The organism is Paenibacillus nasutitermitis (assembly GCF_014641075.1).
Classification (GTDB): Bacteria; Bacillota; Bacilli; order Paenibacillales; family Paenibacillaceae; genus Paenibacillus_Z; species Paenibacillus_Z nasutitermitis.
Genome location: NZ_BMHP01000002.1, coordinates 1743962 through 1757728, shown reverse-complemented (window position 1 = coordinate 1757728; position 13767 = coordinate 1743962). Strand labels below are relative to the sequence as shown.

The window sequence follows — 13767 nt, the reverse complement described above, 5'->3', positions numbered from 1 at the left end:
GGCTGGCTTTTTGTAAATATAAGAAAGGGAAGTTTTCACCAATACCCGGCTTATATTTCTAAGGGAAGAAACCTGGCTAAGCCGCAAAGGACGGCGTCAGCCGTTTCTTCTTGAAATGAACGGAGACGAACATTAACCATGGATGTAAAAATATGCGCGGCTTGCGGCTCAGAGAAACCGCTTACCGCATTTACCAAACGCGCCTCTGGCAGCAGCCGGCGCGGCACCTGCCGCTCCTGCACGCGAAAGAGGCAGCGGGAAATCATTCGCAGCCGCACAGGCGGCAGCGAACAGCAGTATGAATCCGTTATGACAGAGAGGGGAACAGGTGTAGCCGAACGCGATTCCGTAACGAAGGAGAGGGGAACAGGCGTAACTGAAGGCGATTCTGCAATAGAGGAACGGGCGCGGGGCCATCGCAAGCCAAATGCCATGCCTGTCTGGAATACCGTCATCTGGCCAGACCCGCCCGACAGGAAAAGACGCGGCCAGAACGTTTCACCGGCGCTGGCGATGGAGCCTGAGGAAAGCGCGGCAGCGAACACGGCAGCGGCCGAAAAGGAGGAGGCTCCGGCCAAGCGCAAACGCCGTAAGCGCGGCCGGAGCAGGAAAACAGGCAAACGCACCGATGCATGGACAGATGAAGGTTCGGTTCAGCCTATTACCACGGGTCTTCTCGTTCCCGTACCGGCTGCCGTGTCAAGCGTGGATCATTCCGCCGCTCATGCGGAGATATCCGCAGCGCGTCCTGCTGGAAGAACGTCTGATCCGGACCTGGAAGCTGCAGAAGAAACGGCTCCCAGGCGCAAACGCAGACAACGCGGGCGCAAGAGGCGCAAACGCGCTGACAAAACTGTCGTAGTTCTCGCGGAACCGCAGGTTAACAAGCGCCCTCCAGACAAACGGATTGTCCCTTTCAAGGGGCCTTTCAAATATGATCCCTCCCTGCTTAATGATCGGGGAACCGGGATGATCCGCCTGCGTGGCCGCCGCGAAACCGGCAAGCGCTGGTCGACGGATATTCCGCTTGAGATGGCGGCAACCATGGTAAGGGAAGGTGCGGCGGGGATTTTGAGCCCGGGCCTGATCCATAAATTATATTCGAAAACGGATTTTCGTCTGCTTGTGCTGCAGCGTGACAATTATGTCTGCCGGTATTGCGGCCGTTTCGGCGATACGATTGATCATGTCATGCCCAAATCCAAAGGCGGTCTGTCTTCGCCGGCTAATTGTGTATGTGCCTGTGCGGATTGCAACCTGAAAAAAGCAGACAGTCTCGATTTTGTGTACGATGATTTTTAATTTTCGCCAAATTGAATGCTGTATGAATGCCAGTCCTTTGCTTCCTTGAAAAGGATGGCATTTTTCATATTGGAACGTGTCTGAAAGTGGGGATGACCGGATGAAGCGCGACTCAAGCGGAGCGGTCTCTTTACGAGTTTGAAACATTTCAGAGATGTCAAAGAAATAAGCCTCCTTTAGATTAATGATAGGGTGATGCGGAAAATGGAGAAGAAAATTCTCGTTGTGGACGACGAAATGAGTATCGCTGGAGCAATCGCCTATGCTTTCCGGCGCGAGGGCTACAAGGTTGATATCGCCTATGATGGGGAAGAGGCGCTCAGGAAAGCCGCATCCTTCAAGCCAGATGTGATGGTTCTGGATGTCATGATGCCCAAGCTTAGCGGCTTCGACGTCTGCCGCAAGCTGGAGAATCGCAGCAGTTTGGGGATTGTGATGCTGACGGTGAAGAATGATATCGTCGATAAGGTAATCGGCCTCGAGCTGGGTGCGGATGATTATATGACCAAGCCTTTCGATCTGCGCGAGCTGGTGGCCCGCGTCAAAGCGCTTCTGCGGCGGATGGAGAATCGCGGCGAGGATGAACCGCAGCTTGCGGAAATCGGGGAGCTGCGGCTGAATAGTCTGAACCGCACGGTTCAATTGGGCGGAAGGGGAATTGACTTAACTCCCAAGGAGTTTGATTTAATGGCCCTTTTGCTTACGCATCCTGAACGGGTATATACGCGCGACGAGCTGCTTGATCTCGTCTGGAGCATGGATTATGCCGGAGGCACCCGGACGGTGGATATTCATATGCAGCGCCTGCGCAAGAAGCTGGGCGAGCCCTACCACAATCTGCTGCAGACTGTCTACGGCATCGGTTATAAAGCTCTTCGGGAGCTGCCTTAGATGAAGCGCAAGAAAGGTCCAGGCAGCCAGGAGGATCTGGTGCGGCATAAGAGCCCGCATTTCAGCTTGAAATGGCGCTTTACCATCGGTCTAGGCATCTTGCTGACCACCACGATATTGACACTGGGTTGGCTGGTGCTCAGCGGGATCGAGCAGGAGCAGATGAACAAGGTAGAGGCAAATCTGAAGCAGCGCAGCGAACTGGCCAATTTACGTCTCAGGCAAACCTATCTGAGCGCGGATGCCCGGGATGATGTGGATACCTTTTTCCGTCGGAGGGGACCTGAGCTTGCCTCGGACTTAAGCAGCCTGCTGGGTAACGCCCGGATTGTGCTGTATGATGCCAACGGCAAGGAAATCGGCAATTCCCAGCCGCTTTCGACGACACCTGCGGTCGAGGATATCCTCGGCTATGCGATGAAGGGCAGAACGGTCTATCAGGTATCCGGCAATTCGCTCATTTATTTGTCCCCGCTTGTGTGGTCGGTCGGGCAGGTGGGTATCGTTCAGCTTGAGGCCTCCCTGCAGGCCGATCAGGATTATTATGCCAGTTTGCAGCGTTCTTTGCGCAATATTGGACTGACCGCGCTTGGCGTGAGCTTTCTGATCGGATTTCTATATGTGTCAAGGGTCACTGGCTCGCTGCGCAGGCTAAGATCCGCCGCCGATCAGATCAGAGACGGCCATTTTATTAAGGAATCGCCAATTCGGCGCAGGGACGAGCTTGGCGAGCTCAGCGAGGGGATCACCTATATGAGCCGCGAAATCGAGCAAAGCTTCGCCCGCCAGAAGCAGTTTATCGGGAATATCAGCCACGAATTCAAAACGCCGCTGACCTCCATTATTGCGTATTCCGATCTGCTGGATATGTACCGGGATGACCCGGATTTGCTGGACGAAGCGAGGGGGAATATCCGCAAGGAAGCGGACCGTCTGTTGGAGATGGTGGAGAAGGTGCTGCATCTGTCGGCACTGGAGCAGTATGAATTCGGTCTGCATGCAGAGCGCCTCGATGTCCGCGAATCGCTGGAAGAGGTTTGCAGCCGCATGAGGGGGAAGGCGGTGCAGTTTGGCATTGCCGTAGAGACGGATTTGCAGCCGGCTCCCATCCGGATTGACCGCGAGAGCCTGATGCATATATTTCTGAATCTGCTGGATAATGCGATCAAATATAATATTAAGGGCGGCAGGGTCCAGGTCTCCTGTTATCCGGAAGGAGGCAAAGCCGTCATTATCTTCCGGGATACGGGGATTGGTATTCCGCGGGAGGCAGTGGTCAAGCTGTTTGAACCTTTTTATACCGTTAGCAAGGACCGGGCGCGCCTCACGGGAGGGACCGGTCTGGGGCTGTCGCTTGTGAAGAGGCTGGTAGAGGTGCAAAAAGGGAGCATCACGGTTGTTCCGCTTCCTCTTGGAGAGAAAGGCTCGTTATTCAGAGTGGAATTTCCGCTTGCCCTCCCGGCCCCGGACTAGGAGCCTCGGGAACAAGAGCGGGCAAGCCCGGGAGAAAGGGTCCGTGATGTCTATGGGGTTTAAGCTGCGGCTTAAAGCAAAGGTCCGATCCGCTTACGAGATGGAGGTAAATGTGATGAGGGATGCCAATAAAGGAAAACGAAAGCGTGGCGCGGCCTTCTTGCTGCTTAATGCCTGTATGCTGGTTCTGACTGCCTGCGGCGGCCAGGGGACAATGAACGGTGACGGAACTGAGCGGGAGGTCATCAAGAAGCCGGATAAAACCATTACAGTAATCGATAACCCGCCTGTGGAGACGGATCATCAGATGGAGGTCGCCCATATCGACGAGCTGAAAGGCATTCAAGGGCTGGATTGGCTGAGCGAGAACAAGATCATCGTAAATAAAGACAATATCAAGATGAAGCCGGCGACAATCGAAGGCGAGCAGCGGTACCCCCGCAATCTGTATATACGTGATTTGGCTGCGCCTGATCAAGAGGATAAGGTGCTGGTTGAGGCGCCTGATAATCAAAGTTTCGCGCTTTTGTCCGCTGACAAAAAATATTTGTTCTACAAGAAAAACATCGAGGATACGGCGACCGGTTATATTATGAATATGGCAACACGTGAGTCTGTCCGGACAGGCAAAGGAGAGCTTCATGCCAATGAAGGGGAATGGATTGACAATGAACGGGTGATTTTCTCGCTGATTACGGGAAGCATCGTAACATCGGACGTTACCGGGCATACAGAAGTTGTTCTCCCCGTGGAGGAGATCGTCCAGAATGCAACCAAGGCGTCGGAACGTAATGCGACTATAGTGCCCAAAGCGGATTATTCCATTCTCAACGCCACACAGCGCGGATCAACGGTCTATTATACCTCCGGACAGGATAAGCTTTATGCCTATAACCTGGAGACCAAGGAAAAAAAGATTCTTGAAAGAAAGGTTATCTGGTTTGTGCCTACCCATGATAATACACAAACGGCTTTGGTTAAACGCACATCCGAAACGGAGATGGAGCTGACGGTGACGGACTCCGGGCTCCAGAAGAAGCTGACGCTGGCCAAAGGAACGCAGATCTACGGCATGAGCTGGTCACCGGATGGCACGAAGCTTGTTTATATGGTCATCTCCCAAGGGGATGGAGTAAACGGCATTTTCGTAGCGGATACCGTATCCGGCAAGACGACTCCCATTGCCGTTGATGCCAAAAACGGAAGCGGACTCTTGCGCTGGAGTCCCTCCGGCAGCAAGCTTCTCACATCTTCGGCGGTTCTGGAAGATAATAAATATATCTTCTATACGTATGTCATTTCCTTTCAATAATAAGCAGCAGCCCAATCTTATCGCGATTGGGCTGCTTGATCGTTGCCAGGGATTCTCCGCGGGAAGAATCACCCGGACGTCCTCGGTAGTAGCATCAAAACTGCTCCGAATAACCAATAAAGGCGCATTAGAATATTTTAAGATTCTTTTCATAAAGTCCCGATTTTCGTGAAAAACAAAGGGAAGGAGCTTCTGCGGTAGTGGTGAATCCCAAATTTTGAGGCATGAATAACGATTTCTCCTATGCTAACATGAGTGGCGTCGGATTAAACCGCCATCATCATAAACGAACGAGGAGGAAATAGAACATGAAGTCAAGATCAATTCGAATGGGTGTAGCCAGTGTGCTCGCAGCAAGTGTGATTGTACTTGGAGGAGGAGCAGGCTTGCAGAAGGTTGATGCAGCGTCTGAAACCACAAATCCAAAGACGTATAATATAAATATCAATGATACCATTGGGAAAATCGCCCAGCAGTACGGCATCGATTTGAACGAGCTGCTTAAATCCAACCCATCATTGGGCAACGGCAATTTCGTATGGCCCGGCTTTACGGTTACCATTCCGGTTCAAGGCGGTAACGGTTCAGGCACAGGCAACGGAACAACCGATAATGGCAGCGGTACGGGAAGCGGCACACCGTCGACAGGCAAGCCGTCAACAGGTACACCATCGACCGGCACGCCGTCGACAGAGAAGCCGTCAGCCGGCGGTTCCACGGGTACCGATTCCGGCGACGTTGCGCAAAGCAGCTATGCTGCTGAAGTGGTGAAGCTTGTTAATCAGGAGCGCGCCAAAGCAGGCTTGTCCTCGCTGCAATCGGATGCCCTTCTGACTAAAGTAGCGGCAGCCAAAGCAAAAGATATGTACGACAACAATTATTTTGACCACAATTCGCCGACCTATGGTTCTCCGTTTGATATGATGCGTTCATTCGGCGTATCCTATTCCTATGCGGGTGAGAATATTGCCAAAGGCCAACGCAATCCGCAGGAAGTTATGACGGCCTGGATGAACAGCGCGGGCCACAAGGCCAATATCCTCGGTGCAAACTTCAAAAAAATCGGCGTTGCGTATTACAATGGTGAGTGGGTACAGGAATTTACTTCTTAATTAAATGCTAAAGCGGCCATTATCGGCCGCTTTTTTTTTGCGCCTGCGAGCCTTCAAGGGTGGAGCAAGCTCAGTCTGGATAAAGGCGGCTAACGCGGTTGGTTCTTTCGGTTGCCTCTGATTGGCCGCTTGACTCTTAAATAATCCACCATTAAAATGTAACCAATGGTTATTAAAGCGTCGGTGAGAAGGGGCCTTGTTATGACTTCAAGACGAAAAAAACTGACAGAGGAAATGAAATCGGCCATCCGGAATTCTGCAGCCCGTTTATTTGCTGAGAAAGGGTATCAGGCTGTTACCATGCGCGAGATTGCCAAGGAGGCGGGCTGCTCTCATACGGCAATCTACTTGTATTTTAAGAACAAGGAGGACCTGCTGCAGCAAATCGCTATCCCCCCGCTGTTGGAGATGGAGGATCGGATGCTGTTCCATATGAGCGATACCTCCCTGCGGCCGTTGGATAAATTACTGGGCATATGCCGGGAATATGCCATTTTCTGCCTGAGCAGCGGCAGTTTCTTTAATGTCATGATTACTTCGGCCAGCGGCCGTGTCGATAAGGAAGAGCCTGAGCTGGAAATCAATGTGATCCGCAACCGGATATTCGGCCATCTGATTCAAATGCTGGAATCAACGATTCATTCGCAGGAGCACGAGGCCGATCCGGATCTCCGGCTTAATCGTGCGCGCATTTTGTTTTATTACATGCAGGGGTTTGTTCAGACCTACACAGGAAGCCTGGAAGCTGTAGAACCGCTCCTGGAGCGGACCGTTCCCATCTATCATGACGGGATCAAGACTATCGTTGCAGGCATGAAGGCCCGGTAACTAAAATAAGCGGAAATTATCCCTCCGGAGAAGGGGCTTTTTAAATGAGTCGTATGGCATGGAGGGAAATGATGAATTGGTAGCGAATTGATTACAATACTTCTTTTGTAATTGTCGGGGGATGAAGCTTTATGAAAGAGAATCAATTTCTTCATCAGTCATTTATTTCCGCTCATTTGCATGAGTTGGTTGACCAAACGAATATTGGCGTTTTCCTGATTAAGGAAGACCGTATTTATTATGTGAATCCATGTCTGGCGGAGATGTTCGGCTATACGCAGGAGGAGTTCACCCAAATGCTGCCCAAGGATATGGTCTGTGAAGAGGACTGGTATTCCTTTACGGACAATTTCAAGCGCAAATTGAAGGGTGAACATGTAGCCGACTCGAGCTCTTTCAGGGGACTTCGTAAAGACAACAGTATTTTTTATTATGAAGCCCAGGTCACTGTGACAAAATATGAAGGCGGGCCAGCGCTGTTGGGTACGCTACTAGATGTTACGAGCTCTATTAAAGCCGATAAAATGCTGCGGGAGAATGATCTGAGGTATCAGCGGCTGATCAAATATTTGCCGGAGCCTATTGTGGTACACGACGGAGAACGGATTTTTTATACGAATAATGAAGGTCTGAAGTTCTTCGGGTTCAACCGGCTGGAGGATTTGTTTGAACGACCTTATCTGAGCCTGATTCATTCTGATTACCAGGAAATGACGATGGGGAGCTTGAATATGCTGCTTACCTCGGACGAACCGCTTGGTTTTATGAAATCCAAAATCATCCGACTGGATGGGCAAGCTGTCGATGTGGAGGTCTCCGGAATCCGGATTCATGACTTTCAGGGGCATGCCTATGTCGTTCAAAGCGTCTACCGCGATTTGACGGAACGTAAAAGAGAAGAAGAAGCGATAATCCGCTCGGAAAAGCTGTCAGTTGCCGGCCAGATGGCTGCAGGGATTGCACATGAGATTCGAAACCCTTTAACGTCCTTAAAGGGTTTTACGCAGTTCCTTAAAACTAAAGTAAGCGATCATCATGATTATCTGGACATTATGCTGACAGAGCTGGACCGGATCAACACGATCGTTCAGGAGTTTATGGCATTGGCCAAGCCCCAGATCAAACAATTTAGCCACTATAACCTCATCCCGATTATGGAGAATGTAATCACGCTGCTTGAAACGCAGGCGATTATGAATGATGTGGAGATGAAAAAGGACTTTGTTTGTGAGGATCCCATGGTCTATTGCGATGAAAACCAGTTGAAACAGGTCTTTATCAACTTGATGAAAAATGCCATCGAAGCTATGCCGGGGGGAGGAGACCTGTCCATCGTTCTTTCCACTGACCAATCTGGAATGCTAAGCATCCGGATTAAGGATCAGGGTATGGGAATTCCGAAGGAGCAGCTGGAACAGCTCGGCAGTCCATTCTATTCGACGAAAAGCTCCGGTACGGGTCTGGGACTGATGATCTGCCAGCGCATTATCGAGGCACATCATGGCACGATTCGCTTCGAAAGCACCAAGGGCAGCGGGACAACCGTTACTGTGGAGCTGCCCAGGGCCGGTTACGGAACGGGCAGCAGCCCCACGGCATAACGATTGTAACCTCCTCTTGCTGAACGCAACTTAATCATCGTATTGAGCTATTCGTCCTTTAAGAAATGACACCATCGAATCATTGCCTAATAGAACACGGGAAGATCTTGTGGCAGCAGGTTCAAACCTGCTGTTTTTTCCAAAAATGCTTCTGGAAACAGTTAACCCGGATAGGTCGAGATAAGCATTGTTGAGGCAAATGCTATGGGTTAAGATACCGTTCATCACTATACACCCATCACCTATCGAAACATTAGGCCCGATGGTCGCATTTTTTATCAGACATCCATTTCCGATAAGAACATGCCCATTCAACGTACAGTTCTCCAGTACAGTCCCGGTGCCGATCTCCTCTGTTCTTTCGGACAGCAACGACTCATTGGCATCCAACCATCGTTCCGGCGTACCGATGTCAAAAAAGGCGTGGCTGGTCACACTGTACGAAATGTTGAGCCCGCTTGAGATCATTTGCTGAATAGCGTCTGTGATCTCATATTCGCCTCTGGGTGAAGGAGAAATACACCGTATTGCATCAAATACTTTGCTGCTGAAGGCATACATTCCGATAACTGCCAAATTACTTTTCGGGTTCTCCGGCTTTTCCTCCAACTGGACTATACGGTTTTCTGAGATTATTGCGACGCCAAACTCTTGCGGATTATCAACAGGAGAAAGCATCAGCGCGCCGTCATTTCCGGCGAAAGCATCCTGCAGCTCCTGGAGAGGTACCGTAATGAGGTTATCTCCAAGTATCAGGATAAAAGAATCTCCCCCCAGGAACTCCTCAGCAGAAAGCAAGGCGTTGGCGATGCCTAACGGTTCGGTCTGGAATAAAAACGTCACCTGTACGGATAAGTGGACTTCAGATAAATAATCCATTATAGATTTTTGATCATGCCTGATAACGACACCAATATCCGTAATGCCACTTTCCTCCAATGATTGAATGCATTTGAGCAAAATAGGCTGGTTGAGAACAGGCAGCAGCGTTTTCGGAAGGGAATGGGTAAAAGGCCGAAGCCGCTTACCATTACCAGCACAGAGAATGAGCCCCTTCATTATTCTTATTCATCCTTTCCTTGGCGGAGTAAAGACATTCGAATTCCACAATCCCCTGTAACCCCTCTGGTCTTATTTATATATAGGGTCCGAGCCAATCCCAGCTGTGCCCGTCATCCCTGACAAAATAACGGTACCCATCATCCGTTTTGACAATGGCTGTCAACTGGTTCGAGTTATTTTCAACGAGAATGACTTCGTTATAACTGCCACTACCGAATGCTACTGGCCCGGTCCAGCGTAAATCAGAATGGTGGTTGTTTCTCCACCAATGGCCTAACCCCCCTTTCTTCAAGGGCGCTAACACCTCGAAATTACCATGCGAACTCTCGATCATAACGGGTGTTCCTATTACCCCATCTGCAAAGGCTGGTGAATTGAACCATTCGCCGCTTTCATTATCCCTCCAATAATGGATAAGTTTGTTTTTTGTTCGATATATTAATTCAATATTGCCATAATGGGTTTCAATGGCGGTGAACGCCTCTACTTTGTCGCTGCCGAACGTATACGGGCCGTATAAATGCTTTTTGTCGCTGCTTTGTATGGATCTCCAGTACGACATTCCTTTGTCCAATGAAGCGCTCAGCCATTCGACTGTTTTTCCGGTACTCTTCTTCCTGCGGATAAAGAACGGTACATCCCCGATAAAATTATCGAGAAAGCTCTGTTGTGCGTCTGCATTATACTGTATTTGCTGTTTGATTGCGCTTCGAACAAAAGCGCGCGTTTCGTCCCCCATGTCTCGCGGTACAGGGTGAAGAAGATAACACGCTTTGTTTCTGTGCAGCTGACCTAAGGTTTCGTCCAGTGGGAAATACGGTCGGTACCGTATAGAATTTCCGACTGATTTGGGATAAGCATTGAGCTTGTAGCCAAAGCGCTCCGTCATGGTGACATAAGCGACTTCATCTATTCCGAAGGCACGTGTCTTTTTTAGCTTAGATTTGAGATCATCGTAGCGTGAGCTTTTCAAGAAGCGCCGGACCAGACGTCTACTAAACACCTGACCCACATTGAAGGATTCGTACAGTGAATATTTTCCAAAAATCGACTTCCACAGCTCATATTCTTCACGTACCTGATTAGCTATGAAAGAATCCTTCTGAGCACTCTTCGTGTTAACCCCCATGTACTCTTTATTTTTCATTTGCTCCATAATAAAATTCTCGTAGCCTTCCCTGACAAATAGGGCATCCGAATCGAGATTAATTAAATAGTCGTAATCGTATTCTATTTTCTCCAGCCATCTCATCGTTTCGAGCATATAGATGGCCGTTACGCCGTAGTTTAACTTTCGGCTGCTGGGACAGACGGGATATCCCAAATTGTTGCACAGTTTTGAGTCATCGCCTCCGTTATACAAAACGACAGAACTATTAGGGCAATAGCATCTAATGTTATCCAGAAGATCCAAAACAACACTTAACTTGTTATGAACCAGCAAAGCGAAACATATTTTGGCTGGACGATTAGTTGCTTGTTCCACAGCAGATCACCTCTAATATCAATTTATATGCTAGTTATCATATGCGAGGTCTATTGAGAGGATTGGACTAATCATAGTGATGATTGAAAAAATTAGAACAATATGTTCCTGTACCTGTCATCATCCGGATTTCAAACATAGTTTGAAGAAGCACAAAAACGGGGGTATTAAAAAGAAAAGGTGGTACATCGATGATTGATAAATTGATGGTTGTCGCCCATCCTGACGATGAATCTATTTTTGGGGGGGCTGCTTTGATAAGAGAAAAAGGATGGAAGGTCATATGTTTGACAAACGGTGATGATCAAACCCGATCGTACGAATTCCACAGAGCAATGAGAAGGGTAGGGGCCTCTTGTGAGATATGGAACTACCCGGATAAATATGAAGGGAGCTTTAATGCAGAAGTAGTCGGGAGGGATTTGGAGAAGGTTATAAATAAACACCGGTTTCATCGTATTGTCACCCATAATCTTCAAGGAGAGTATGGGCACAGCCAGCACAAATCACTCTCGAAGATATTGCATGATCGGGGAGTTGATCATTTATATGTGTTTGGAAAATCAAACGACATACTGCCGTTCCATCTGCTGCGGGATAAATTAATTCTATTGTCGGTTTATCAAAGTCAGATGTACGTCATTGAGCAATTGATGCCGTATATTCTATATGAATGTATTGTACCGTTCGACGCCTCCAAGTAACTATCATCAGAATAAGAAGGTGATGATTCATGAAAATCGTTCAGGTTGTCCCGAATATTATTCCGATTCCTGGAAGCGGCGGAATTGAAAGAGTTGCTTATAACTTATCAGATGAACTTGTAAGGAGAGGCCATGAGGTTTATGTTTATGCCTTGGCGGGAAGCGAAAGCAAAGCGATTATTATTCCATATGGACACCGAGGGTTTTCCAAAAATAATATAAAGGATTTTGTCATTCAAACGCTTCCCGATGATATTGATGTCATTCATGATCATACCCATGATCTGGTCATCGGACGCGAATATTTGGATGTGCCCACCGTCTCCACGATTCACACGGAATGGGGATTGAAAATCTCTGTCAAATGCCCGGTGTATGTAAGCAAAACGAAATTGCTGCAGTCACCAAATAAAAAACGAGGCGCATACGTACACAACGGAATCGATTTGGACGCCTATGCTTTTGAAAAGAAGAAAGGCGATTATTTATTGTTTTTGGGAAGGATTGATAGAGAGAAAGGAGTGGAGGATGCGATAAAATTGGCGGAACGGACCGGGATGAGAACGATCATTGCCGGACCGATTTGGGACCGCAAATTATTCAGCGAACTCCATCCGCGGATTGAGAAGGCATCAAATATATCCTATGTAGGTGAAGTACATGGCGTGGAAAAGCAAAACCTGCTGATGCATGCAAAATGGCTCTTGTTTCCTACAGCATGCGAGGAACAGTTCGGGTTGGTGCTGATAGAAGCCATGGCTTGCGGGACACCGGTTGCCGCATACGGGAGAGGGGCAGTTCCAGAAGTGCTGCAGGGGCTTCCCCAGTTTATTTGTGCGAATTGGGATGAAATGAAACGTCTGATCAAAGGAAAGTCACTCGTCTCTCCAGAAGAGCTTCGCGAGTATGTTGCCATGCGGTATACAAAAGGAAAAATGACCGATAAATATTTGGAACTGTATGCAAGAGCCATTAAGGGCTGGAAATAAGCGGATTCGATCATGGATGACCAAAAGCCCCGTACACTTTTTTACGTGTGCGGGGCTTTTGGTCATGTGATAGGGAAAAAGGAAAATGTATAGAGGAATCCCAGTCGCTACCTGAAATTATTTTCCGATCTGGTAAAGCATAACGACAATAAAGAATTGAGCGTAGCTTGATGATAAATGCCTTTCCGCAGGTTATGCTCCAACAGTTTCTCCGCCCAGGCAAGGGCTTTTGAATAAAGGTTAAAGTCATAAACAGGAATGCCGTACTGCAAAAATTGCTTATGAATCGTAAACTCCTCTTCAGTCGGAACTATTCCGAGTTTGTTCAACTGTTTGATGCGTACCCGATCTGCCGTTTCATTCTGAATTTGCAGATAACTCGTGGATACTTGGTTTGGATGAATTCTATAGGATAAAAGATATTCTGGCAAATTGGCCAGTCTGGTTACCGCAGCCAGCTGGTTCCATATCTCATAATCCTCCGCATGCAGAAAATCAGGATCATAACGGATGTCATTTTGCTTAAGAACACTACTGCGCATAAAGACGGTCGGATGAACAAAGCAGCAGTAGAAAAGCTGCCAGCAACAGATTTCTTCATGACTTTCTGGCTTAGGGTGGTGTAGACCATTATGAAGAAAGGTCATAAATGTACCGAGAACGCCGACTTCCGGATTCTGCTTCATATAAAGAAGTTGTCGTTCAAACCGAAGAGGGGCGCTAATGTCGTCGCCGTCCATTCTGGCGATATATTCACCCTTTGCCAGATCCAGCCCTTCGTTAAGGGAATAAACAAGGCCCTTGTTTTGGGCATGAGTGATCAGCCGAATTCTCCGATCCTTCAGATTCTGTAGATACTCTAATGTGCCATCCGAAGAACAGTCGTCAATAATCAAAAACTCAAAATCCTTATACGTTTGCCTCAGTATGCTGTTTACGGCCTCGTCAATATACCTGATTGAGTTATAAACAGGCATCAATACCGAAATTTTAGTCATGTTTCACTC

At 48.4% G+C, this 13767-nt stretch carries 12 protein-coding genes; 9 read left to right on the top strand and 3 right to left on the bottom strand.

The features are described from left to right. The first annotated feature begins 138 nt into the window (after nt 1-138). The 7 genes from IEY46_RS18235 to IEY46_RS18205 all read left to right on the top strand — a co-directional run bounded on the left by IEY46_RS18235 (nt 139) and on the right by IEY46_RS18205 (nt 8519). Complete coding sequence (locus IEY46_RS18235) at nt 139-1302, top strand: HNH endonuclease (RefSeq protein ID WP_188993355.1); 1164 nt, start codon at nt 139-141, stop codon at nt 1300-1302. Nucleotides 1303-1506: 204 nt separating this feature from the next. After that, the gene (locus IEY46_RS18230; protein WP_188993354.1) at nt 1507-2193 is read left to right on the top strand and encodes a response regulator transcription factor; all 687 of its coding nucleotides are present in this window, start codon (nt 1507-1509) and stop codon (nt 2191-2193) included. Beyond that, on the top strand, nt 2194-3666 hold the full coding sequence (locus tag IEY46_RS18225) for a sensor histidine kinase (protein ID WP_188993353.1): 1473 nt from the start codon (nt 2194-2196) through the stop codon (nt 3664-3666). Nucleotides 3667-3712: 46 nt separating this feature from the next. Continuing rightward, the gene (locus IEY46_RS18220) at nt 3713-4978 is read left to right on the top strand and encodes a TolB family protein (protein ID WP_188993352.1); all 1266 of its coding nucleotides are present in this window, start codon (nt 3713-3715) and stop codon (nt 4976-4978) included. Nucleotides 4979-5286: 308 nt separating this feature from the next. After that, nucleotides 5287-6090 carry a CAP domain-containing protein gene (locus tag IEY46_RS18215; RefSeq protein WP_188993351.1) on the top strand — a complete coding sequence of 268 codons (804 nt, stop codon included), beginning with the start codon at nt 5287-5289 and terminating at the stop codon, nt 6088-6090. Nucleotides 6091-6291: 201 nt separating this feature from the next. Further along, entirely contained in the window at nt 6292-6918 is a 627-nt protein-coding gene (locus tag IEY46_RS18210) for a TetR/AcrR family transcriptional regulator (RefSeq protein WP_188993350.1), read from the top strand. Between the two features lie 131 nt (nt 6919-7049). Continuing rightward, complete coding sequence (locus IEY46_RS18205; RefSeq protein ID WP_188993349.1) at nt 7050-8519, top strand: PAS domain-containing sensor histidine kinase; 1470 nt, start codon at nt 7050-7052, stop codon at nt 8517-8519. Between the two features lie 30 nt (nt 8520-8549). Here IEY46_RS18205 and IEY46_RS18200 read toward each other — a convergent pair whose 3' ends face one another. Together IEY46_RS18200 and IEY46_RS18195 are read right to left on the bottom strand one after the other, a co-directional pair. Further along, nucleotides 8550-9578, bottom strand: a complete 1029-nt coding sequence (locus IEY46_RS18200; protein WP_188993348.1) for a sugar phosphate nucleotidyltransferase — start codon at nt 9576-9578, stop codon at nt 8550-8552. A gap of 76 nt (nt 9579-9654) precedes the next feature. Then, entirely contained in the window at nt 9655-10737 is a 1083-nt protein-coding gene (locus IEY46_RS18195; protein ID WP_229750352.1) for a hypothetical protein, read from the bottom strand. A 521-nt stretch (nt 10738-11258) separates the two neighbouring features. On the opposite strand from IEY46_RS18195, the gene IEY46_RS18190 reads away from it, so the two are divergent. After that, nucleotides 11259-11771 (top strand): PIG-L family deacetylase, encoded by a 513-nt coding sequence (locus tag IEY46_RS18190; protein WP_188993346.1) that lies wholly within the window; start codon nt 11259-11261, stop codon nt 11769-11771. 29 nt (nt 11772-11800) lie between these two features. Next, nucleotides 11801-12760 carry a glycosyltransferase gene (locus IEY46_RS18185; protein WP_188993345.1) on the top strand — a complete coding sequence of 320 codons (960 nt, stop codon included), beginning with the start codon at nt 11801-11803 and terminating at the stop codon, nt 12758-12760. Between the two features lie 107 nt (nt 12761-12867). Here the strand turns inward: IEY46_RS18185 and IEY46_RS18180 are convergent, their stop codons facing one another. Then, nucleotides 12868-13758: a glycosyltransferase family 2 protein gene (locus IEY46_RS18180; protein ID WP_188993344.1), complete on the bottom strand. Its 891-nt coding sequence runs from the start codon at nt 13756-13758 to the stop codon at nt 12868-12870. Nucleotides 13759-13767: the final 9 nt, after the last annotated feature.

Coding starts and splice junctions, on each gene's coding strand:
- IEY46_RS18235 (WP_188993355.1), top strand. CDS start 139: ATGGATGTAAAAATATGCGCGGCTTGCGGCTCAGAGAAACCGCTTACC.
- IEY46_RS18230 (WP_188993354.1), top strand. CDS start 1,507: ATGGAGAAGAAAATTCTCGTTGTGGACGACGAAATGAGTATCGCTGGA.
- IEY46_RS18225 (WP_188993353.1), top strand. CDS start 2,194: ATGAAGCGCAAGAAAGGTCCAGGCAGCCAGGAGGATCTGGTGCGGCAT.
- IEY46_RS18220 (WP_188993352.1), top strand. CDS start 3,713: ATGTCTATGGGGTTTAAGCTGCGGCTTAAAGCAAAGGTCCGATCCGCT.
- IEY46_RS18215 (WP_188993351.1), top strand. CDS start 5,287: ATGAAGTCAAGATCAATTCGAATGGGTGTAGCCAGTGTGCTCGCAGCA.
- IEY46_RS18210 (WP_188993350.1), top strand. CDS start 6,292: ATGACTTCAAGACGAAAAAAACTGACAGAGGAAATGAAATCGGCCATC.
- IEY46_RS18205 (WP_188993349.1), top strand. CDS start 7,050: ATGAAAGAGAATCAATTTCTTCATCAGTCATTTATTTCCGCTCATTTG.
- IEY46_RS18200 (WP_188993348.1), bottom strand. CDS start 9,578: ATGAAGGGGCTCATTCTCTGTGCTGGTAATGGTAAGCGGCTTCGGCCT.
- IEY46_RS18195 (WP_229750352.1), bottom strand. CDS start 10,737: ATGGAGCAAATGAAAAATAAAGAGTACATGGGGGTTAACACGAAGAGT.
- IEY46_RS18190 (WP_188993346.1), top strand. CDS start 11,259: ATGATTGATAAATTGATGGTTGTCGCCCATCCTGACGATGAATCTATT.
- IEY46_RS18185 (WP_188993345.1), top strand. CDS start 11,801: ATGAAAATCGTTCAGGTTGTCCCGAATATTATTCCGATTCCTGGAAGC.
- IEY46_RS18180 (WP_188993344.1), bottom strand. CDS start 13,758: ATGACTAAAATTTCGGTATTGATGCCTGTTTATAACTCAATCAGGTAT.